At 70.5% G+C, this 20324-nt stretch carries 17 protein-coding genes; 6 read left to right on the top strand and 11 right to left on the bottom strand.

What is annotated here, in order from left to right; translation table 11 throughout:
• Positions 1-153: 153 nt before the first annotated feature.
• Positions 154-1305 carry a mechanosensitive ion channel family protein gene (locus tag ACIQTP_RS18865; RefSeq protein ID WP_403401117.1) on the bottom strand — a complete coding sequence of 384 codons (1152 nt, stop codon included), beginning with the start codon at positions 1303-1305 and terminating at the stop codon, positions 154-156.
• Between the two features lie 99 nt (positions 1306-1404).
• Between ACIQTP_RS18865 and ACIQTP_RS18860 the strand changes: the two genes are divergently transcribed.
• Positions 1405-1974, top strand: coding sequence for a dienelactone hydrolase family protein (locus ACIQTP_RS18860; protein ID WP_402037413.1), 570 nt, complete (start codon positions 1405-1407; stop codon positions 1972-1974).
• 124 nt (positions 1975-2098) lie between these two features.
• On the opposite strand, the gene ACIQTP_RS18855 is transcribed toward ACIQTP_RS18860, so the two are convergent.
• The 5 genes from ACIQTP_RS18855 to ACIQTP_RS18835 all read right to left on the bottom strand — a co-directional run bounded on the left by ACIQTP_RS18855 (position 2099) and on the right by ACIQTP_RS18835 (position 7343).
• Positions 2099-2452: a hypothetical protein gene (locus ACIQTP_RS18855; protein ID WP_403401115.1), complete on the bottom strand. Its 354-nt coding sequence runs from the start codon at positions 2450-2452 to the stop codon at positions 2099-2101.
• 100 nt (positions 2453-2552) lie between these two features.
• Positions 2553-4223 (bottom strand): alkaline phosphatase D family protein, encoded by a 1671-nt coding sequence (locus ACIQTP_RS18850; RefSeq protein ID WP_403401113.1) that lies wholly within the window; start codon positions 4221-4223, stop codon positions 2553-2555.
• A gap of 92 nt (positions 4224-4315) precedes the next feature.
• Positions 4316-5125 carry a thioredoxin domain-containing protein gene (locus ACIQTP_RS18845; RefSeq protein ID WP_403401111.1) on the bottom strand — a complete coding sequence of 270 codons (810 nt, stop codon included), beginning with the start codon at positions 5123-5125 and terminating at the stop codon, positions 4316-4318.
• 95 nt (positions 5126-5220) lie between these two features.
• Positions 5221-5907 (bottom strand): hypothetical protein, encoded by a 687-nt coding sequence (locus ACIQTP_RS18840; RefSeq protein WP_403401109.1) that lies wholly within the window; start codon positions 5905-5907, stop codon positions 5221-5223.
• Between the two features lie 92 nt (positions 5908-5999).
• Positions 6000-7343 (bottom strand): DUF2252 domain-containing protein, encoded by a 1344-nt coding sequence (locus tag ACIQTP_RS18835; RefSeq protein ID WP_168508178.1) that lies wholly within the window; start codon positions 7341-7343, stop codon positions 6000-6002.
• A gap of 291 nt (positions 7344-7634) precedes the next feature.
• Here ACIQTP_RS18835 and dnaE point away from each other — a divergent pair, with 291 nt between their 5' ends.
• Positions 7635-11174 (top strand): DNA polymerase III subunit alpha, encoded by a 3540-nt coding sequence (gene dnaE / locus ACIQTP_RS18830; RefSeq protein ID WP_403401108.1) that lies wholly within the window; start codon positions 7635-7637, stop codon positions 11172-11174.
• A gap of 141 nt (positions 11175-11315) precedes the next feature.
• Here dnaE and ACIQTP_RS18825 read toward each other — a convergent pair whose 3' ends face one another.
• Positions 11316-11492, bottom strand: coding sequence for a hypothetical protein (locus tag ACIQTP_RS18825; protein ID WP_403401106.1), 177 nt, complete (start codon positions 11490-11492; stop codon positions 11316-11318).
• A 228-nt stretch (positions 11493-11720) separates the two neighbouring features.
• On the opposite strand from ACIQTP_RS18825, the gene ACIQTP_RS18820 reads away from it, so the two are divergent.
• The 4 genes from ACIQTP_RS18820 to ACIQTP_RS18805 all read left to right on the top strand — a co-directional run bounded on the left by ACIQTP_RS18820 (position 11721) and on the right by ACIQTP_RS18805 (position 15761).
• Positions 11721-12938, top strand: coding sequence for an NYN domain-containing protein (locus ACIQTP_RS18820; protein ID WP_403401104.1), 1218 nt, complete (start codon positions 11721-11723; stop codon positions 12936-12938).
• 139 nt (positions 12939-13077) lie between these two features.
• Positions 13078-14100 carry an ABC transporter ATP-binding protein gene (locus ACIQTP_RS18815; RefSeq protein WP_403401102.1) on the top strand — a complete coding sequence of 341 codons (1023 nt, stop codon included), beginning with the start codon at positions 13078-13080 and terminating at the stop codon, positions 14098-14100.
• Between the two features lie 139 nt (positions 14101-14239).
• Positions 14240-15061, top strand: a complete 822-nt coding sequence (locus tag ACIQTP_RS18810) for an ABC transporter permease (RefSeq protein ID WP_403401100.1) — start codon at positions 14240-14242, stop codon at positions 15059-15061.
• A gap of 34 nt (positions 15062-15095) precedes the next feature.
• Positions 15096-15761 (top strand): AAA family ATPase, encoded by a 666-nt coding sequence (locus ACIQTP_RS18805; RefSeq protein WP_403401098.1) that lies wholly within the window; start codon positions 15096-15098, stop codon positions 15759-15761.
• A 377-nt stretch (positions 15762-16138) separates the two neighbouring features.
• On the opposite strand, the gene ybaK is transcribed toward ACIQTP_RS18805, so the two are convergent.
• The 4 genes from ybaK to ACIQTP_RS18785 form a co-directional block, all read right to left on the bottom strand.
• Positions 16139-16642: a Cys-tRNA(Pro) deacylase gene (ybaK, locus tag ACIQTP_RS18800; protein ID WP_403401096.1), complete on the bottom strand. Its 504-nt coding sequence runs from the start codon at positions 16640-16642 to the stop codon at positions 16139-16141.
• Between the two features lie 13 nt (positions 16643-16655).
• Positions 16656-17396, bottom strand: coding sequence for an LON peptidase substrate-binding domain-containing protein (locus ACIQTP_RS18795; protein ID WP_402037433.1), 741 nt, complete (start codon positions 17394-17396; stop codon positions 16656-16658).
• An 11-nt stretch (positions 17397-17407) separates the two neighbouring features.
• On the bottom strand, positions 17408-18439 hold the full coding sequence (locus ACIQTP_RS18790) for a hypothetical protein (protein WP_403401566.1): 1032 nt from the start codon (positions 18437-18439) through the stop codon (positions 17408-17410).
• 160 nt (positions 18440-18599) lie between these two features.
• Positions 18600-20177 (bottom strand): oxidoreductase, encoded by a 1578-nt coding sequence (locus ACIQTP_RS18785; RefSeq protein WP_403401094.1) that lies wholly within the window; start codon positions 20175-20177, stop codon positions 18600-18602.
• Positions 20178-20324: the final 147 nt, after the last annotated feature.

The following is a 20324-nucleotide window of genomic DNA, read 5'->3' as shown; positions in this document are numbered from 1 at the left end:
CCGTTTCCAGCCCGCTGACAAGTGACGGTCGCCTGTGGGGGTGATGCGCCGTCGGCGGCTGCGGGGGAGAGACGCCACGGATACTCTGCGCGGCCTGCGGCCTGCGGGCAGTGCGGAGGGTGCGGGCGGTGCGGGGGTGGGGTCCTGGGGTGGTCAGCCTCGGCCTGGGCCTGTTCGTGGGGGGTCGGGGATGTGGGGGGTCGTGGGGGCGGTTATCGCGCCGTCGGTGTCGTCGTGGTCCGGGCGGTGGGGGCGGCCGTTGGGCCAGAGCGGGGGCAGGATCGCTTCGGTCGTGTTGACGCGGGGGAGGGCGTAGGGGTGTACGTCGGTGAGCCAGCGGATCATGCGTTCGCGCACGGTGACCCGTACCGTCCAGATGTCGTCCGCGTCCTTCGCGGTCACCAGGGCGCGCACCTGCATGGTGTTGGGGGTGGAGTCGGTGACGGCGAGGCCGTAGTCGCGGCCGTCCCAGGCCGGGCACTCGCGCAGGATGTCGCGGAGCTGCTCGCGCATCGCCTCCACGGGCGCCGAGTGATCGACGTGGAAGAAGACGATGCCGGTCATCTGGGGGGTGCCGCGGGACCAGTTCTCGAAGGGCTTGGAAGTGAAGTACGAGACCGGCATCGTGATCCGGCGCTCGTCCCACGTGCGTACCGTCAGGAACGTCAGTGTGATCTCCTCGACGGTGCCCCACTCGCCGTCCACCACGACCGTGTCACCGAGGCGCACCATGTCGCCGAAGGCGATCTGCAGCCCGGCGAAGAGATTCGCCAGCGTGGACTGGGCGGCGACACCGGCGACGATGCCGAGGATGCCGGCCGAGGCCAGCAGCGAGGCACCGGCCGCGCGCATCGCGGGGAAGGTGAGCAGCATCGAGGCGACGGCCACCACGGTGACGATCGCGGACACCACCCGTTGGATCAGGGTCACTTGCGTGCGCACCCGGCGGACCCGCGCCGGGTCGTGGTGGGCGTTCGCGTAGCGGGTGTAGGAGGTCTCGACGATCGCCGTCGCGATGCGGACCACGAGCCACGCGGCGGACCCGATGAGGATCAGGGTCAGGGTGCGGCCGACGCCGACCCGGTGTTCCACGAGCAGCTTCGCCTGGTCGTACGAGCCGCGTAGCAGGGCGGCGAACAACACGAGCTGGAAGGGGACCCGTGCGCGACGCAGCAGGCCCCACAGGGAGGCTTCCTGGTGCCGGGTGTCGGCCTTGCGCAGTACGTGGTCCACGGCCCACCCGATGAGCAGCGTGAGCACGACCGAGCCACCGACGACGATCAGGGGACGCAGTACGTTCTCCATGCCTGAGACCGTAACCGGCTCGGGGCCGCCCTGAACATCTCGCCCTGGTCCCTGGGCCTCGATCCGGTGTTGTCAGTCGTGGCTGGCACCATGGGGCGCATGAACATCATGCTCTTTCACTCGACCTACGGGCCCCGGCCCGCGGTGCGCGCGGCGGCCGACCTGTTGCGGGCCGCGGGGCACGAGGTGTGGACCCCGGACCTCTTCGAGGGACGCACCTTCGAGACCGTGGAGGAGGGCATGGCCTTCAATGACGGGATCGGCAAGGAGGAGCTGCTCAGACGCGCCGTGCTGGCCGCCGCTCCCTACTCCGACCGCGGCCTGGTGTACGCGGGGTTCTCGCTCGGCGCGTCCATCGCGCAGACCCTGGCGCTCGGCGACGAGAAGGCCCGTGGGCTGCTGCTCCTGCACGGCACGTCGGACATCGCCGAGAGTGCGTCGGTGGACGAGCTGCCGGTCCAGCTGCACGTCGCGGAGCCGGACCCGTTCGAGACGGACGACTGGCTGAGCGCGTGGTACCTGCAGATGGGCAAAGCGGGCGCCGACGTGGAGATCTACCGGTACGCGGGCGCCGGGCACCTGTACACCGACCCCGACCTGCCCGACTACGACGAGGAGGCCGCCGAGGCCACCTGGCGGGTGGCGCTCGGCTTCCTCGACTCGCTGTAGCGGTCCGTCGCACCGGGGTGACAGGCTTCCAACAGACGGGCCCGGGCCATCTGTCGGATGACCCGGGCCCGTCTGTTCACCTACGATCAACTGCGACTACCGGCGTTGTGGAACGTCGCAGACCCTAGCCTGGGAAGCACTCCTTGGGCGGGTGCACCTGCGACGGGAAGTGACCGGACCACACCCAGGACGTCGGCTTGGAGTCGTAGATCCTGAACCACCGCTCCCCCGAGGGGGTCTTGGTGGTCGAGCACTGGATCCGCAGGGTCGTGCCCCGCGGCTCCGTGCGGTACCTCGTCGACGAGGAAGTGGGCTCGGCGTATATGGGAGAGCTTTCGGCCGTGGTGAGGTTGACGAACGCCGGTGCCGCTGCCGCCGTGGCTTCCTGCGCCTCGGCGGATGTGGCGGTGAGTCCGGCGAGGGCCAGGGCGGCGCCGAGCACTGCGGTCTTCGTCAGGACACTTTGGGGGGTGGCCATGTGACTCCAATCGTAAGGAAATTGTCGGATCGTCAGTGCGACGATCCGACAATGTGTGCGACGCTACCAAGATCTTCCCGGCCGTGCCCGGAATTGTTCTCTACACCGGGTCGTAGGTGCGCTCGACCTTCTGTGTGCCGGTGAGCGTGCGGTACGAACGGGCCCAGGCCGAGGTCGCGTTGACGTTCGTGCGGTCGGACACGACGTAGTAGTCCATCTGTGCGCGGTCGGCGGTGATGTCCAGGACGCCGTATCCGTGGCGGTCGGTGTCGACCCAGTGGACGTGCCGGTTCGCGGCGCGGATGATCGGCGAGGCGATCGCGGACACGGTGCCCTCGGGGACCTTGACGATGTCGTCGAGGTTGTCGGAGGTCACCGAGGTGATGACGAACTCCGTGGCGGCCGAGGCCGACAGGGGGTAGGTGCCCGCGTCCACGGGCACGTCGTTCGCCCACGACATGTGGATGTCGCCGGTCAGGAAGACCGTGTTGCGGATGGCGTTGGAGCGCAGGTGCGCCAGCAGTTCGCGGCGGTCGTCCGTGTAGCCGTCCCACTGGTCGGTGTTGAGGGCGATGCCCTCCTGGGGCAGGCCGAGCAGCTTGGCGAGCGGCTTGAGCAGGTCGGCGGAGAGGGAGCCGATGGCGAACGGCGAGATCATCACCGAGTTGCCGACCAGCCGCCAGGTGGTGTCGGACACCTTCAACCCGGTCTTCAGCCAGTCGAGCTGGGCGCGCCCGGTGATCGTACGGTCCGGGTCGTCGACCGTGCCGCTGGCGGTGGACGCCTGCTGGGAGCGGAAGGACCGCAGGTCGAGCAGGGAGAGGTCGGCGAGCTTGCCGAAGCGCAGCCGGCGGTAGGTGGTGCCCTCGATCGCCGGGCGTACCGGCATCCACTCGAAGTAGGCCTGCTTCGCGGCGGCCTGACGTGCCGCCCAGGTGCCCTCGGCGCCCTCGGTGTGGTTGACCGCGCCGCCCGACCAGGAGTTGTCGGCGAACTCGTGGTCGTCCCAGATCGCCACGACCGGCGCCTTGTGGTGCAGGGTCTGGAGGTCGGGGTCGGTCTTGTACTTGCCGTGCCGCGTGCGGTAGTCGGCGAGGGTGATGATCTCGTTCGCGGGGGAGTGCGGCCGGACGACCGTGCCGCGCGCCGCGTACTCGCCTGACTTGTACTCGTAGATGTAGTCGCCCAGGTGCAGCCAGGCGTCCAGGTCGCCGCGCGCGGCCAGGTGCCGGTAGGGGGAGAAGTAGCCGGCCTCCCAGTTGGCGCAGGTGACGACGCCGAAGCGCAGCCCCGTCACGGCGGCGTTGGCGGCAGGGGCGGTGCGGGTGCGGGCGACGGGCGAGTCGGTGCCGCCCGCGGAGAAGCGGAACCAGTAGTCCGTGGCCGGTTCCAGGCCGCGGATGTCCGCCTTCACGGTGTGGTCGGAGGCGGCCGTCGCGGTGAGGGAGCCCTTGGAGACGATCGTGGTGAACGCCTTGTCCTTGGCGACGGTCCAGCTGACTTCGGTGTCCGGGCCGACGCCGGAGCCGGGTATCGCCTCGGAGGTGGGCGTCACCCGGGTCCACAGCAGGATGCCGTCCGGGAGCGGGTCGCCGGAGGCGACGCCGTGCAGGAAGGCGGGGGCGTCCGCGGCGGCGTGGGCCGGCAGCGCGGCGGCGAGCGGGCCGGCCAGGACAGCGGTCGCCGCCGCGGCCTTGACGACCGTACGGCGGCGGGGCGAGGGGGAGTTGACGCCCTGAGATGCCTCGGATGATCTGTATCGACTGGTCACGACCGATCAGGTTACTGATCGGTATGCGCGAGAGCGGGCGAACCTCGAAAGTTCGCCCGCTCTTCACGCGGAGGCCGGATTCCCCGTCGGCGTCAGCCCTTGAGAGCCGCGTCCACCACCTTGTCGAAGTCGGCCACCGTCAGCAGCGGGGTGCCGCCGTTGAGCTGCTTGCCGTCCATGACGAAGCCCGGGGTGCCGGTCACGCCCTCCTTGTTGTCGTCGAAGGTCTTCGACATGGCCATCGCCCAGGCGTCGTAGGTGCCCTTCTTCACCGCGTTCTGGAACGCGGTGTTGCCCTTCAGCGCGGGAACGGTGTCGGCGGCCTTGAGGAGGTAGGCGTCGTCCTTGAACTTGTCGGTCGTCTCGTCCGGGTGCCACTTCGCCGAGTACAGCGCGGTCTTGTACTCCAGGAACGCCTCGGGGCTGACGTTCAGCGCGGCGCCCAGGGCGCTCAGCGCGTTCTTGGAGCCCTGGCCGTTGTCCTTGTCGTCGATGAACGTGGCGCCGACGTACTGGAACTTGAACTTGCCGTCGTCGATGTCCTTCTTCACGGTCGAGCCGACGGTCTGCTCGAACTGGGCGCAGACCGGGCAGCGCGGGTCCTCGTAGACCTTGAGGGTCTTCTTGGCGGTGCTCTTGCCGATGACGACGGTGGTGCCCTTGGTGCCCGTGGTGTTGGCCGGGGCGACGACCTTGGCGTCCTTCAGGCCCGCCCAGTAGCTCGGCTTGTTGTTCTGCACGACCGCGTAGCCGACGCCGCCGGCTATCGCGAGGACGGCGACGATGGAGCCGGCCACGATGGCCTGGCGCTTGACCTTGTCGCGCTTGGCCTGGCGCTCGCGCTCGAGGCGCAGCTTCTCCCGGGCCGCCGTCTTCGCCGCCTGGCTGTTCCGCTTGCTCATGTTGGTGATCTCCATGGGGGACGCGCACACGTCGTATGCGGGATTACGTATGGGGGACTGCTGGTGCTCAAGGGCTGTCACGCAGAAGCGTTGGCTCAGGCGAAAGCGGCCGAGAGCGGCGGTCCACGCCGTCCCAGGGAGTGCACGAACAGGCGGGTGCGGGCGCCCGCGCTCCGGCGCGCGGGGCGCGGCAGCCGGCGTACGGGGGCGAGCCGTACGGTCACCGCGGCGACCGCGATCAGCAGGGGCCGGAACGTGGCCGCGGCCACCGCGCCCAGCAACTGGTCCAGGGCGCGGTCGCCGCGGCGCAGCCAGGCGGCCGCGAGCAGCCCGACGGTGACGTGGGCGGCGAGCAGCAGCCAGGCGGCGGCCGGGTCGGTCTGCGCGAGCAGGGCGGCGGCACGGCCGCCGCTGCCGCCGGTCACGTGGGCCAGCGGTGAGCCCACACTGCCGCCGCCGCACAGCACGTCGAAGCCGACCGAGCGCAGTGGGCCCGCGACGGGGCCGCCCGCCCTGCCGTAACAGACGTGCTGGCCCGTGGTGAACACGGTGTCGGCGGTCAGCTCCAGCGGGATGAGCAGGGCGGCGATCCGGCCGAAGCCGCGTTCGCGGCCCGCCAGCGCGTACGCGATGGCGAAGACGGCCGCGGCGATCGCCGCCACGGTGCCCAGCGGCAGCGGGACCCGGGACAGCAGCACATGCGACGCGGTGGAGAGCGTCACGACGACAGCCGTGAACAGTGCCGCGCGCACGGCTCTGAGCTGGGTCCCGGATATGTCCATAGCGGAGCCGAGTGTCCCACGTGCTCCCGTAAGGGCCCCCTAAAGGGTTCCTATGTGTTACGGGAGCGTTGTGGGTCCGTCGTCCGGGGTGCCTACAGGCCCGGGATCCGGCCGTTGCGGAACAGGTCGACGAAGATCTGGTGGTCGGCACGCGCGCGGGCGCCGTAGCTGTGCGCGAAGTCCACCAGGAGGCCCGCGAAGCCGTCCTCGTCGGCGGCGATCGCCGCGTCGATGGCCCGCTCGGTGGAGAACGGGACCAGCTCCGAGTGGCCGCTCTCGTCGTCGGCCGCGGCGTGCATGGTGGCCGTGGCCCGGCCGAGGTCGGCGACGACCGAGGCGATCTCCTCCGGGTCGTCGATGTCGCCCCAGTCCAGGTCCACCGCGTACGGCGAGACCTCGGCGACCAGCTGGCCGGCGCCGTCCAGCTCGGTCCAGCCCAGCCACGGGTCGGCGTGCGCCTGCAGGGCGCGCTGGGAGATCACCGTGCGGTGGCCCTCGTGCTGGAAGTACTCGCGGATCGCGGAGTCCGTGATGTGCCGGGAGACGGCCGGGGTCTGGGCCTGCTTGATGTAGATCACGACATCGTTCTCCAGGGCGTCGCTGTTGCCCTCCAGAAGGATGTTGTACGAGGGCAGTCCCGCGGAGCCGATGCCGATGCCGCGGCGGCCGACGACGTCCTTCACCCGGTAGGAGTCCGGGCGGGCCAGGGAGGACTCCGGGAGTGTCTCCAGGTAGCCGTCGAAGGCCGCGAGCACCTTGTAGCGGGTGGCCGCGTCGAGCTCGATGGAGCCGCCGCCGGGAGCGAAGCGGCGCTCGAAGTCGCGGATCTCGGTCATCGAGTCGAGCAGCCCGAAGCGGGTCAGCGAGCGGGCGTCACGCAGTGCGTCCAGGAGCGGGCCCTCGGCCGTGTCCAGCGTGAAGGGCGGCACCTCGTCGCTCTTGGCGCCGGTGGCCAGGGCGTGGATGCGCTCGCGGTAGGCGGCCGCGTACACCTTGACCAGCTCGGTGATCTGGTCGTCACTGAGCGCCTTCGCGTACCCGATGAGGGCCACGGAGGCGGCGAATCGCTTGAGGTCCCAGGTGAAGGGGCCGACGTACGCCTCGTCGAAGTCGTTCACGTTGAAGATCAGGCGGCCGTTGGCGTCCATGTACGTGCCGAAGTTCTCGGCGTGCAGGTCGCCGTGGATCCACACACGGGAGGTGCGCTCGTCCAGGTACGGTCCGCCGCGCCTCGGCCCGAACCCGATCTCCGCGGTGAGGTCGTGGTAGAAGAGGCCCGCCGTGCCCCGGTAGAACGCGAAGGCGGAGGCCGCCATCTTGCGGAACTTGACGCGGAACGCGGCCGGGTCGGCGGCCAGGAGCTCGCCGAAGGCGGTGTCGAAGACGGCGAGGATCTGCTCGCCGCGTTGCTCGGCGCTGAGCTGCGGGACCGACATCGCTGGGTGCCTCCTGGTGCAGGTGGTGCGTGACATGAGGGAAGGACGTGCCCGTCCGCCGGGACGGTTGCTTCCGTCCACTCCCAACGGACGAAGGTACCCGGGAGTGCCCGCGCGCCCCGCATGAAGGTACGGGTGATCGGCCCGCCCGTCACCCGACCACCGCCCCTCATCGAGGCGCTTCGCGCCCAGTGTTCGTCTCCAGTGTCAGTGGCGCGTCATAGACTTCGACGCTGTCCCCCCAGACTGTCCGCAGCCTGTCGACGATTGTTCTTCTTGGAGGCCGAAGCCGTGTCAAAGCCGCCGTTCACGCACCTGCACGTCCACACCCAGTACTCGCTGCTGGACGGTGCCGCGCGGCTCAAGGACATGTTCGACGCCTGCAATGAGATGGGCATGACGCACATCGCCATGAGTGACCATGGCAACCTTCACGGGGCGTACGACTTCTTCCACACGGCGAAGAAGGCGGGTGTCACGCCGATCATCGGCATCGAGGCGTACGTCGCCCCCGAGTCCCGGCGCAACAAGCGCAAGATCCAGTGGGGCCAGCCCCACCAGAAGCGCGACGACGTGTCCGGTTCGGGTGGGTACACGCACAAGACGATCTGGGCGGCGAACCGGACCGGCCTGCACAACCTCTTCAAGCTCTCCTCGGACGCGTACGCCGAGGGCTGGCTCCAGAAGTGGCCCCGGATGGACAAGGAGACCATCTCCCAGTGGTCCGAGGGGCTCATCGCCTCCACCGGCTGCCCCTCCGGCGAGCTCCAGACCCGCCTGCGCCTCGGCCAGTACGACGAGGCACTGAAGTCGGCCGCCGAGTACCAGGACATCTTCGGCAAGGACCGCTACTTCCTGGAGCTGATGGACCACGGCATCGAGATCGAGCGCCGGGTCCGTGACGGACTCCTGGAGATCGGCAAGAAGCTCGGCATCCCGCCCCTGGTGACGAACGACTCGCACTACACGTACGCGCACGAGGCGACCGCCCACGACGCCCTGCTGTGCATCCAGACCGGCAAGAACCTCTCCGACCCGGACCGCTTCCGCTTCGACGGCACTGGCTACTACCTGAAGTCCACGGACGAGATGTACGCCGTCGACTCCTCGGACGCCTGGCAGCAGGGCTGCGCCAACACCCTCCTGGTGGCCGAGCAGATCGACACCGCCGGCATGTTCGAGGCGAAGAACCTCATGCCGAAGTTCGACATCCCCGAGGGCTACACCGAGGTCACCTGGTTCCAGGAGGAGGTGCGCCTCGGCATGGAGCGCCGCTTCCCCGGCGGCGTCCCCGAGGACCGCCAGAAGCAGGCCGAGTACGAGATGGACGTCATCATCCAGATGGGGTTCCCGGGGTACTTCCTCGTCGTCGCCGACTTCATCATGTGGGCCAAGAAGCAGGGCATCGCCGTGGGCCCGGGCCGTGGCTCGGCGGCCGGTTCGATCGTCGCGTACGCCATGGGCATCACCGACCTCGACCCGATCCCGCACGGTCTGATCTTCGAGCGGTTCCTCAACCCCGAGCGCGTCTCCATGCCCGACGTCGACATCGACTTCGACGAGCGTCGGCGCGTCGAGGTGATCAGGTACGTGACCGAGAAATACGGGGCCGACAAGGTCGCCATGATCGGCACCTACGGAAAGATCAAGGCGAAGAACGCCATCAAGGACTCCGCGCGCGTCCTGGGCTACCCGTACGCCATGGGCGACCGCCTCACCAAGGCCATGCCCGCCGACGTCCTTGGCAAGGGCATCGACCTCAGCGGCATCACCGACTCCTCGCACCCGCGCTACAGCGAGGCCGGCGAGATCCGCGCGATGTACGAGAACGAGCCGGACGTGAAGAAGGTCATCGACACCGCCAAGGGCGTCGAGGGCCTGGTCCGGCAGATGGGCGTGCATGCCGCCGGCGTCATCATGTCCAGCGAGCCCATCGTCGACCACGCCCCGGTCTGGGTGCGGCACACCGACGGTGTGACCATCACGCAGTGGGACTACCCGCAGTGCGAGTCGCTCGGCCTGCTGAAGATGGACTTCCTCGGCCTGCGCAACCTGACGATCATGGACGACGCCGTCAAGATGGTGAAGTCCAACAAGGGCGTCGACCTCGACCTGCTGGCCCTCCCGCTCGACGATCCGACGACCTTCGAACTGCTCCAGCGCGGCGAGACCCTCGGCGTCTTCCAGTTCGACGGCGGCCCCATGCGTTCGCTGCTGCGCCTGATGAAGCCCGACAACTTCGAAGACATCTCCGCCGTCTCGGCGCTCTACCGTCCCGGCCCGATGGGCATGGACTCGCACACGAACTACGCGCTCCGCAAGAACGGCCTCCAGGAGATCACGCCGATCCACAAGGAGCTGGAGGAGCCCCTCCAGGAGGTCCTGGCGGTCACCTACGGCCTGATCGTGTACCAGGAGCAGGTGCAGAAGGCCGCCCAGATCATCGCCGGGTACTCGCTCGGCGAGGCCGACATCCTGCGCCGCGTGATGGGCAAGAAGAAGCCCGACGAGCTGGCGAAGAACTTCGTCCTCTTCCAGGAGGGTGCCCAGAAGAAGGGCTACAGCGCCGAGGCGATCCAGGCCCTGTGGGACGTGCTGGTTCCGTTCGCCGGATACGCGTTCAACAAGGCGCACTCGGCGGCGTACGGCCTGGTCTCGTACTGGACCGCGTACCTGAAGGCGAACTACCCCGCCGAGTACATGGCGGGCCTGCTCACCTCGGTCAAGGACGACAAGGACAAGTCCGCGATCTATCTGAACGAGTGCCGGCGCATGGGCATCAAGGTGCTGCCGCCCAATGTCAACGAGTCGGAGCAGAACTTCGCCGCGCAGGGCGACGACGTGATCCTCTTCGGCCTCTCCGCCGTGCGCAACGTCGGCACGAACGTCGTCGAGTCGATCATCAAGAGCCGCAAGGCCAAGGGGAAGTACGCCTCCTTCCCGGACTATCTCGACAAGGTCGAGGCCGTCGCCTGCAACAAGCGCACCACGGAGTCGCTGATCAAGGCGGGCGCGTTCGACACGATGGGGCACACCCGCAAGGGCCTCACCGCGCAGTTCGAGCCGATGATCGACAACGTGGTGCAGGTCAAGCGCAAGGAGGCCGAGGGCCAGTTCGACCTCTTCGGCGGCATGGGCGACGAGGACACCAGCGAGCCGGGCTTCGGACTCGACGTCGAGTTCACCACCGACGAGTGGGACAAGGCCTATCTGCTCGCCCAGGAGCGGGAGATGCTCGGTCTGTACGTCTCCGACCACCCGCTCTTCGGCCTGGAGCACGTGCTGTCCGACAAGGCCGACGCGGGCATCTCCCAGCTCACCGGAGGTGAGCACGCGGACGGCGCGGTCGTCACCATCGGCGGCATCATCTCGGGCCTCCAGCGCAAGATGACCAAGCAGGGCAACGCCTGGGCGATCGCCACGGTGGAGGACCTCGCCGGTTCCATCGAGTGCATGTTCTTCCCGGCGACGTACCAGCTGGTGTCGACCCAACTCGTCGAGGACGCGGTCGTCTTCGTCAAGGGCCGCCTCGACAAGCGCGAGGACGTGCCGCGGCTGGTCGCGATGGAGCTTCAGGTCCCCGACCTGTCGAACGCGGGCACCAACGCGCCCGTGATCCTCACGATCCCAGCGCTGAAGGTCACCCCGCCGATGGTGAGCCGCCTCGGCGAGATCCTCAGCCACCACAAGGGCGAGAGCGAGGTGCGCATCAGGCTCCAGGGCCCGCGCAAGACCACCGTGCTGCGGCTCGACCGGCACCGGGTGAAGCCGGATCCGGCGCTGTTCGGTGACTTGAAGGTGCTGCTGGGCCCGTCCTGCCTGGCGGGCTGACGTACGGCAACCTACGGCGAGTGAGCCACACCGGCTGTAGTGCCCCGGAGGCGAACCGAGCCCAAAAAAGAGGGGGGCGCATCCGTTGTCGGATGCGCCCCTCGGCGTGTGCCTGGGCTTCAACAGCCCTTACGCGTGGCCTCAGTTGTGGCCGAAGCGCTTCTGGTGCTTGCGGGCGACGTCCGCGGGGCTGCCCTGGGCCTGCGACATCGGCGTGTGCGCCTCCGTCGAGGACCGCTGCGCCCGCTCCTGCGCACGCTCGGCCTGCGAGGAGCGGTCCTGCTGGCCGCCCTGCTTGCGGTTCTTGTTCTTGGCCATGGTGATTGCCTCCTGTGGGGCCCTAGGGGTCAGGGCCGGATCCAGATTCACATAGCCTGACAAGCAGTGCATTTCGGAGAATTACCGTGCGTAATAAGGCCTGTCGGAGCGTCATCCCCCGATACGCCACGCCGAAGATCGAGTTCGGGCCGTTAACCTCCGCGCCGTCGGGCAGACTCGAAGGAAGCCCGAAGCGAATCTCCCGGAACCGGAAAGAGGGTGGACCGCGTGGACCGCTGCATCGTCCTGGTGGACGCCGGGTATCTGCTCGGGGCTGCCGCCAGTCTCCTCGCCGGGGAGCCTTCGCGATCCCGGATCACCGTCGACCACGCCGCCCTCATCCAGGGCCTGCGCGAGCGCGCCGAGTCCGACACGGAGCGGCCCCTGCTGCGCATCTACTGGTTCGACGGCGCCCCCGACCGCGTACCGCAGCCGGAGCACCGCCGGCTGCGCGTGATGCCGCGGGTCACGGTGCGCCTCGGCGCACTGACCCGCAGCGACGGGCGGTGGGCGCAGAAGGGCGTCGACGCCGCCATGCACGCCGAGCTGACCGAGCTGGCCCGCAACCGCGCCTGCTCCGACGTGGTCCTGGTGACCGGCGACGGGGATTTGCTGCCGGGCATGATGGCCGCCAAGGAGCACGGCGTCGCCGTACACCTGTGGGCCGTGCAGGCCGCTGACGGCGACTACAACCAGTCCGAGGACCTGGTCGCCGAGGCCGACGAGCGACGGGTGCTGGACCGGGCGTGGATCACCAAGGCCGTACGGGCCAAGGACCTCGGCGGGATCTGCGCGCCGCAGCCCGTGCCGCGCCCCGAGATCGCCGCGATCCTCTCCGCGCCGCTCCCCGACTCGTCGCTCGGCTCCGCGGCCGAGCGACCCTCCGAGGCCGCGGAGCACAGCCCCGTCGCCGAGTCGCAGAACGGGGCCGAGGAGCGGGTTCCCGCCCCCAAGGGCGTGCCCACGCCGAAGGACCTGGCCGCACTGCGCGCACCGGGCGTCCACGCCCCCCAGCACCCCGCCGGCGCGACGCTGCGGTGGTCGTCCGACAAGGGGTGGATCGAACGCCCCGGGGGCGCCACGGAGTCCACTGAGGCCGCCGCGCTGCCCACGCTCGCCCAGCTCACGTCCGCCGAGCAGCGATGGGCCGACCGCGAGGAGGACATCACCACGGTCGGCGGCGATCCGTACGAGGTGGGGCAGGTCTTCGCGCGCCGCTGGATGGAGCGGCTCACCGACCCGAGCCACCTGCAGAAGCTGTCCACGATGTACCCGCGGGTGCCGCACCGCGTGGACGGCGAGCTGCTGCGTTACGCCGCGCGCTTCGGGCTGCTCGCCCACAAGGACGACCAGATCGACGAGCACGACCGGTATGCGATCCGGGCGGGGTTCTGGCGGGAGATCGATGTGCGTACGGCGGCGGAGCACGCCCCTGCCGGGGAGTGAACCGGGGGAGCGGTCGAGCCCCGGGTGTGCTTCTCGGGTGCGGCGGGGCTCGAGATTCGCTCCAGAGCGGCTTGTGAGTGGGCCCGGCTGACGGCCCCGGGCGCATAACGGGGCATCGGACCCCGTAGGCTCGTCCTTCGTGAGTACGCGCACGGCACAGGCAGTCCAAAACGGGCACAGGGGCGATGTCGTGTGCTCGGTGCGCGCGCTGACCAAGACCTATCCGGCCGTCCGCGGACGCCGGGGCAGCCCGGGTACGCCCGAGGTGCGGGCCACCGACGGGGTACGGCTGGACATCAGGCGCGGCGAGATCTTCGGACTGCTCGGGCCGAACGGCGCCGGGAAGTCGACCCTCGTACGCCAGCTGACCGGGCTCATGCGCCCCGACAGCGGCAGTGTCGAGATCCTCGGGCACGACATCGTGCGCCACCCCGAGCGGGCCGCGCGCATCCTCGCCTACCTCGGACAGGAGTCCACCGCCCTCGACGAGCTGACCGTGTCGCTGGCCGCGGAGACGACCGGGCGGCTGCGCGGGCTCGAACTGCGCGAGGCGCGGGCCGAGCGGGACGCCGTGCTCGACGAGCTGGGCCTCACCCCGCTCGCCTCCCGCCCCCTGAAGAAGCTCTCCGGCGGCCAGCGGCGGCTGGCCTGCTTCGCCGCCGCGCTGGTCGGGCGGCGGCCGCTGCTCGTCCTCGACGAGCCGACCACCGGCATGGACCCCGTGGCCCGGCGGGCCGTGTGGTCCGCCGTCGACCGGCGCCGGGCCGAGCACGGCGCCACCGTGCTGCTGGTCACCCACAACGTCATCGAGGCCGAGACCGTGCTCGACCGGGTCGCCGTCCTCGACCGGGGCCGCGTCATCGCCTGCGACACGCCGGCCGGGCTGAAGGAGCGGGTCGCGGGCGAGGTGCGGGTCGAACTCGTCTGGCGCGAGAGCGCCCCGCTGGACGTGCCCGAGGTCGCCGCGCTGCGCGCCCGGGCCGTCGAGTCGGGCCGCCGCTGGACCCTGCGGCTCGCCCCGGAGGAGGCCCGCGCGGCCGTCGCCACGGTCACCGGGGGCGCCGCGTTCGCCGCGCTCGACGACTTCACGCTGGCCACGCCGAGCCTGGAGGACGTGTACCTCGCGCTCGGCGGCAATGCGCAGGGGTTGGTGAAGGCGTGAGCGCGCGCGGTCCGGGATCCGTAGGGGAGTGGGAGTCTGTACGGACGGGGAGGGGCGTCGTGGGTGTGGAAAGCGGCGTGGGAATCGGCGCCGGAAACAGGGACAGGACGGCTGCCGGAGTGAAGAGGAGCAGCTCGACGTGAGTGTCGTACCCGCTGAGGCGCTGCCGGGCAGTGCGCTGCCCGTGGCCGAGGACGCCGGTGACGCTGCCGAACTCGGGCCGCGGGCGCGGCTGTGGCCCTCCCTCGCCGCCATGTACCGGGCCCAGCTCTCCCGCGCGCGCGTGGCGCGGATTCCGCTGCTGTTCGTGGCCACGGTCCAGTCCGTCGGCATCATGGTCATGATGCGAGGCGTGGTGGACGGCGGGGGCGAGGCCCGGTCCATCGTGGCCGGGGCGTCCGTCCTGGTCGTCGCCTTCGTCGGGCTCAACCTGCTGGCCCAGTACTTCGGACAGCTGCGGGCCGGCGGCGGGCTCGACCACTACGCGACCCTGCCGGTGCCGCCGGCCGCCGTCGTGCTCGGTGCCGCGGGTGCGTACGCCTCCTTCACCGTGCCCGGGACCGTGGTCACCGCCGTCGTCGGCTGTGTCCTGTTCGGGCTGCCGATGGCGCATCTGTGGGTGCTCGTCGCGGTGATCCCGCTCGCCGGCGCCGCGCTCGCCGGGCTCGGGGCGGCGCTCGGACTGCTCGCGCCCCGGCCCGAACTCGCCACGCTGCTCGGACAGTTGGGGATGTCGGCGGCGCTGCTGCTCGGGGTGCTGCCGGCGGACCGGCTGCCTACGATGGTGCAGTACGGCCGTGATCTGCTGCCCTCCACCTACGGCGTCGAGGCCTTCGCGCGGAGCTTCGGGGCGCACCCCGACTGGGCCTTCGTCGCCGGTGACCTCGCCGTCTGCGCGGGCGTCGGGGTGGCCTCGCTGGCGGTGGCGACCTGGGCGTACCGCCGGGCGGCCGTCCGGTGACGCGGCTGACAGCCGGGCCTGGCACGATGTCAGTGTGACCGCACCGCTGACTCCGCCTCCGCCGCCGCATCAACCGCCCTCCGACGACGCCCATGTCTGGCAGGCTCCACCCGCCGGGGGTGTCGCGGGGACCGTCGGGTACGAACAGGACGGGCCCGGGATGAAGATCGAAGTGCGGGACGCCGCCGTCGTCACGGTGGCGATGGCGCTCGCCGGAGTGCTGCTCGGTGTGCTGTGGTGGTGGCTGGCGCCGCATGTGCCGCTGATCGCGGACGACAGCGCGGTGTATCTGAAGGACACCGAGGGTGAGCAGGCCATCGGGGTCGACGGGACGTTCACGCTGCTCGCGCTGGCGTTCGGTGCGGTCAGCGCGGTGGTGGTGTTTCTGGTGCGGCGGCGTGGGGGTGTGCCGCTCGTTGTCGCGCTGGCGGTGGGGGGTCTGCTCGGGTCGCTGCTCGCCTGGCGGATCGGGGTCTGGCTCGGGCCGACGCAGAACGTGGTCGCCCATGCCAAGGCTGTGGGCAAGGGGGTGACGTTCTCCGCGCCGTTGAAGCTCGGGGCGAAGGGGGCGTTGCTGGCGTGGTCCCTGGCGGGGCTGGTGGTTCATCTCGGCCTCACCGCGTTGTTCGGTCCCCGCGACCCGGATCCCTACGCGAGCCCGTACGGGGCTCCGACCCCACCGCAGCCTCCGACGGTCTGAACCGGGGGCACGAGCGGCTTTTCCTCGCCCCCGCCGCCCCTACCCGTCCCATCCCCAGGGGCTTCGCCCCTTCGACCCCGCCAGGGGCGCTGCGCCCCCTGGACCCCCGCCTCGCCCGAAGGGCTTGTCCTCAAACGCCGGACAGGCTGAAAGAAGTGGCCCGGCCGGGGTGGGCGGGGGATGCGGGGCGAAGCCCCGCCCCAGGGGCGCGGGGAACTGCGCGCTCCGCCCCCCACCGGCCGTCAGCCGAGCGCGCGTGGGTCATGGAGGCCGGTGGCCGTGGTTCGAGCGGCCCTTCTTCGTGCGCCACTTGCGTTTGCGGGTTCGTTTCGACATGCCTCTCGTGCTTAACGCAGGATGACGCGTCCGTCGAGGGGTCACGCACGGGCGACCGGCGCGGACACCGCTTCCGTGAGGTGCGCCAAGTCGTCGGGGGCGAGCTCCACCTCAAGACCCCGGCGGCCGGCCGACACGCAGATCGTGGCGTGGTGCTGGGCCGAGGCGTCCAGGACCGTACGGAGTTTCCTGCGCTGGCCCAGCGGGGAGATGCCGCCGCGGACGTAGCCCGTGGTGCGCTCGGCGGCGGCCGGGTCTGCCATGGCGGCGCGCTTGCCGCCCACCGCCGTGGCCAGGGCCTTCAGGTCCAGTGAGCCCGCGACGGGGACCACGGCGACCACGAGGGAGCCGTCCACGTCCGCGACCAGGGTCTTGAAGACGCGGTCGGGGGAGACACCCATCGCCTCGGCGGCCTCCTCGCCGTAGGAGGGGTGCGCGGGGTCGTGCTCGTAGGCGTGCACCGTGTACGCGACGCCCGCCGCCGTCAGGGCCACGGTCGCGGGCGTGCCCCCGGACTGCTGCTGCTTCTTCGACTTCTTCGCCAAGGTGCCGGTGCCTTCAGTTGAGACTTGTCGGGTTGCGCGTCAGTTCCGCCGCGGGCAACGACGGCAGATTACGGATGATGGCGGTCTCGGCGCGCAGGAGTTTCAGCTCTTCGTGGAGGCGGGTGGCCGTGTCGGGGGCCTGGAGCAGCTTCTGCTTGGCGGGGATGTCGAGCATCACGGCGGCCGCCACCAGGTAGGAGACCACCGCCGGGTCGTCCGGCAGGTCCGCGCCGGTGGACAGCGAGCGTTCGCGGGCGCCGGCCAGCCGCTTCTGGTACTGGCGGAAGGCCCGCAGGACGCCCTCGGCGAGCGCGCCGGCCTCGTCGCCGGGTTCCTCCGGAAGTTCCTCCAGCTCGGCCGTCAGGAACGCGCCTGAGGCGTCCACCGACAGGAGCCGTACCCGCGTGGTGCCGGTGGCCAGTACCTCGAAACTGCCGTCGGCGCGCTCCCGGATGGTGGCCGCGTCCGCGACGCAGCCCACCTCGTGGAAGGCCTTGAGCGGGTCCTCGCCGAACCCGGCCGCGGGACCGCGCTGCGGCAGCGCGGTCTGGTCCGGCATGCCGGGTGCGGTGGGCGCGGCCTCGTGGCCGTCGCGGATGGCGACGACGGCGAACCGGCGCGGTTCGTCCTCGGGGGTCTTCAGCAGTTCGCGCATCATGGCGCGATAGCGCTCCTCGAAAATGTTCAGGGGAAGCACGAGCCCCGGGAACAGTACTGAGTTCAGGGGGAAGAGCGGGAGCCGGACGGTGGTCACGACGCGAAAGCCTAATGGTCGCCGGAGCGGGCGCGTCCGCCGTGCTCACTCCGTGGATGGAGGGGGATGTCCGAGGCGACCTCCAGGCGGACCCCGTCGCGCAGTTCCAGGAACTGGCCCAGCGGGTCGTCGGAGACCCGGTCCCAGGGGAACGAGGTCGCGTACGGGCCGATCAGACGGAGCTGGTCCAGGGCGTCCTGCCAGCGCTCCAGCCTGATCAGGACGTAGGTGAGGAGGTTGCGCACCTCCGCGGGCCACGGGTCGGCGGGAGCGTATGCCGCCGAGACCGCGATCGCCAGGTCGGCCGCCTCGTCGAGCCGCTCACGCGGGATGACGGCCCGGCCGCCCTCGGTCAGATAGGCGAAGGCCGCGCGCACCGGAAGCGCCTGTACGAGTGAGCCGGGCAGCGCGTCCTGGGCGGCCCGCTCGGCGAAGTCGAAGCACTCGCGGTGCGAGCCGTACCAGGCGGCCGACAGGTACTTCAGGGCGGCCACATGGCAGCCGTAGTGGTGCGGGGAGCGGCGTACGGCCTCGGCCCACAGCTTCTCGAACTCGGTGTGCCCGGCGTTGGTGCCACGGGCGTGGTCGAGCGCGATCCGCCAGGGCACCGGGTCGCGCGGGTCGCCCTCGGCGGCGGCGCCGATCAGCGGGCCGACCTCGCGCAGCAGCTCGGCCCGGGCGGGCGACTCCCACCAGCGTCGTACCGCGAGCTCGGCCTTGACCAGGAGCGCGTCCGGGTCGTGCGGGGACTCGCTCTGCCAGGTCTGGAGCCACTCGTCGCGGGTGCGCGCGAAGGCGGCGAGGCGTCTCGCGTAGCGGTCGCGGTTCTCCCACTCGGCGGCCTCACGGGTGGCGGCGAGCAGTTTGGCCGCGATGTCGTACTCACCGCGGGCCGCCGCGACGAGGGCCGGCGCGAGCCGTTCGTCCGGGGCGTCCAGCAGTACCTCGTCGTCGGCGGGCAGTCCGGCGGCGAGGCGCGAAGTGTTCTTGACCATCCGGGCCGTACGGAGGAACGCGCGCAGCAGTGCCATGGTGTCGACCATTGAAAGCCGCAGGTCGGAGCTGTACCAGAGGGTGTGCGGTGACACTTTCGTAACCCTCGTTTGGTTGTATGTCGGATAGTCAAGGGTGGGTAAAAAGTGACTGTTGTTCTACTATTGAACACCTGTCAACAGGATGGCCGGAAGCTGTCCCACGGGCCCCTCAGCTGCGGCGCAGCAGCCGCGTCGCCCCCGCGGCCACCGTCGTCGCCAGGATCCAGCCCAGGAGGATGACCACCGCGGCCAGCCACTGCCAGCCGCCGTGCAGTTGCCAGACGCCCACCTGGCCGAGGTCGATCACCGGCAGCAGCAGGTCGAGGGCGAACAGCGCGGCGTTCCACGGCGGATGGCCGCCGTTCACCGGGGTGTGGGTCGCGTGTGAGAAGGCGATCGAGGACGCCGCCCACAGCACCGCCATCCACAGGGCCGCCCGGCCGGGCCGGTACCCGTAGGCGACCGTCCAGTCCTGCGCGTACCCCCACAGCTTGGCCGCGAGCGGCAGGGTCTCGCGGCGGCGGCGCTGCTTGGCGAGCAGCACCTCGCGCGCGTCCTCGTCCTCCCCGGAGTCGCGCAGCACGGTGGCCAGCCGCTCGTACGGCTCCGGGCTGTACTCCGCGGTCGCCGCCGCCACCCACTCCAGGCGCCGGGTCAGCGGGAAGGCGCCCTGCGGTACGAGGTTCTCGTAGCTGAAGCCGCCCATGTGGAGGTTGCCGGGGGCCGGCCAGCTGTCCGCCCGGTCGACGAGATTGACGATCCGCGCGCCCGACAGGACCACCTTGCCCCGCTCGGGACGCTCCCCGAGGAAGCGCAGCTCGGGCGTCTGCACCCGCAGCAGGGACAGCTCCTGGTCGTCGTCGAAGGTGAAACGGGCCCGCTCGAAGTCGAGGGCGTCCCCGAACCGTCCGTCGTCGAGGCGGATCCCGCCCTGGCACTCGAAGCGCTGCACCAGCGTCCCGCGCGCCGGGGTGGTGCCGCCGGTCAGCAGGGGATTGCCGAGGCCCGCGGGGGTCATGTAGAGCGTGCGGTTGACGGTCAGCTGGGGAGCGTTCAGGGCGAGCCGCGAGTACGGGTTGTTCAGCCTGCTGCCGCGCAGGCTGAGCGAGACGCCGACGGTGGCGCCGCGCAGGCTCAGCTCACCGTGCGACTCCAGCATCTCGGCCTGCAGGTCCTGTCCCACGGTCATGCCGTCGCCGGTGAGCGAGCGGCCGCGCCGGTCCCGGTAGACCACGGCCTGGTTGAGCAGCAGATCCGTACCGATGTGCGCGTCGGTCAGCCGCACCCCGTTGTGGAAGCGGCAGCGGGGTAGATGCAGATCGCCCTCGGTGTGCACCCGGGCCGCCTCCAGGCGCGGCACCGAGCAGTTGACCAGGCGTACGGTCGTGAAGTGCGCCTCCGGCAGCAGGATCTCCTTCTCGAACCGGCAGCCCTTCAGCTCGACGTACGGCACCACCGTGCCGCCCGCGAGGTCGAGGACGTCCGTGATCTGCACGCCGGTCAGCTTCAGGGAGGCGACCCGGCCCTGGAGGGCGGGCGGGCCGTCGAGCAGCAGCCAGGCCACGATCCGGGCCCGGACACTGCGCTCGGGCCCCCAGGGATGGCCGCCGTGCGGATCGTCCACGGTCGTGTCCCCGCCGCGCAGGTCGTACACGCTGCCGTTGCGGAAGGCCTGCCACATCCCGGCCTCGGTGGCGGTCAACTCGTCCGGGAGATCCCCCCTGCGGAGGCCGGCACCCTCGGTCACGTCACGTCCCTCCCTCCCCAGCTACTCGCGGGTTCGTACAGCCGTTCATGCCCGCTGTGTGACGGGCCGAACGCTCCTGGTGACGGAGATCTCCAGGGGGAGCCTGGGACGGCTTGTATCAGCCATTGATACAGGCGTCCGGCGTCT

Origin of the sequence: Streptomyces sp. NPDC090798, assembly GCF_044768965.1 — a bacterium.
Lineage (GTDB): Bacteria > Actinomycetota > Actinomycetes > Streptomycetales > Streptomycetaceae > Streptomyces.
This window is presented reverse-complemented; position numbering and strand designations above follow the sequence as displayed.

Excerpts from the sequence above, each read along its gene's own strand:
- ACIQTP_RS18865 (WP_403401117.1), bottom strand. The coding sequence starts at position 1,305 with ATGGAGAACGTACTGCGTCCCCTGATCGTCGTCGGTGGCTCGGTCGTG.
- ACIQTP_RS18860 (WP_402037413.1), top strand. The coding sequence starts at position 1,405 with ATGAACATCATGCTCTTTCACTCGACCTACGGGCCCCGGCCCGCGGTG.
- ACIQTP_RS18855 (WP_403401115.1), bottom strand. The coding sequence starts at position 2,452 with ATGGCCACCCCCCAAAGTGTCCTGACGAAGACCGCAGTGCTCGGCGCC.
- ACIQTP_RS18845 (WP_403401111.1), bottom strand. The coding sequence starts at position 5,125 with ATGAGCAAGCGGAACAGCCAGGCGGCGAAGACGGCGGCCCGGGAGAAG.
- ACIQTP_RS18840 (WP_403401109.1), bottom strand. The coding sequence starts at position 5,907 with ATGGACATATCCGGGACCCAGCTCAGAGCCGTGCGCGCGGCACTGTTC.
- ACIQTP_RS18835 (WP_168508178.1), bottom strand. The coding sequence starts at position 7,343 with ATGTCGGTCCCGCAGCTCAGCGCCGAGCAACGCGGCGAGCAGATCCTC.
- ACIQTP_RS18825 (WP_403401106.1), bottom strand. The coding sequence starts at position 11,492 with ATGGCCAAGAACAAGAACCGCAAGCAGGGCGGCCAGCAGGACCGCTCC.
- ACIQTP_RS18790 (WP_403401566.1), bottom strand. The coding sequence starts at position 18,439 with ATGGTCGACACCATGGCACTGCTGCGCGCGTTCCTCCGTACGGCCCGG.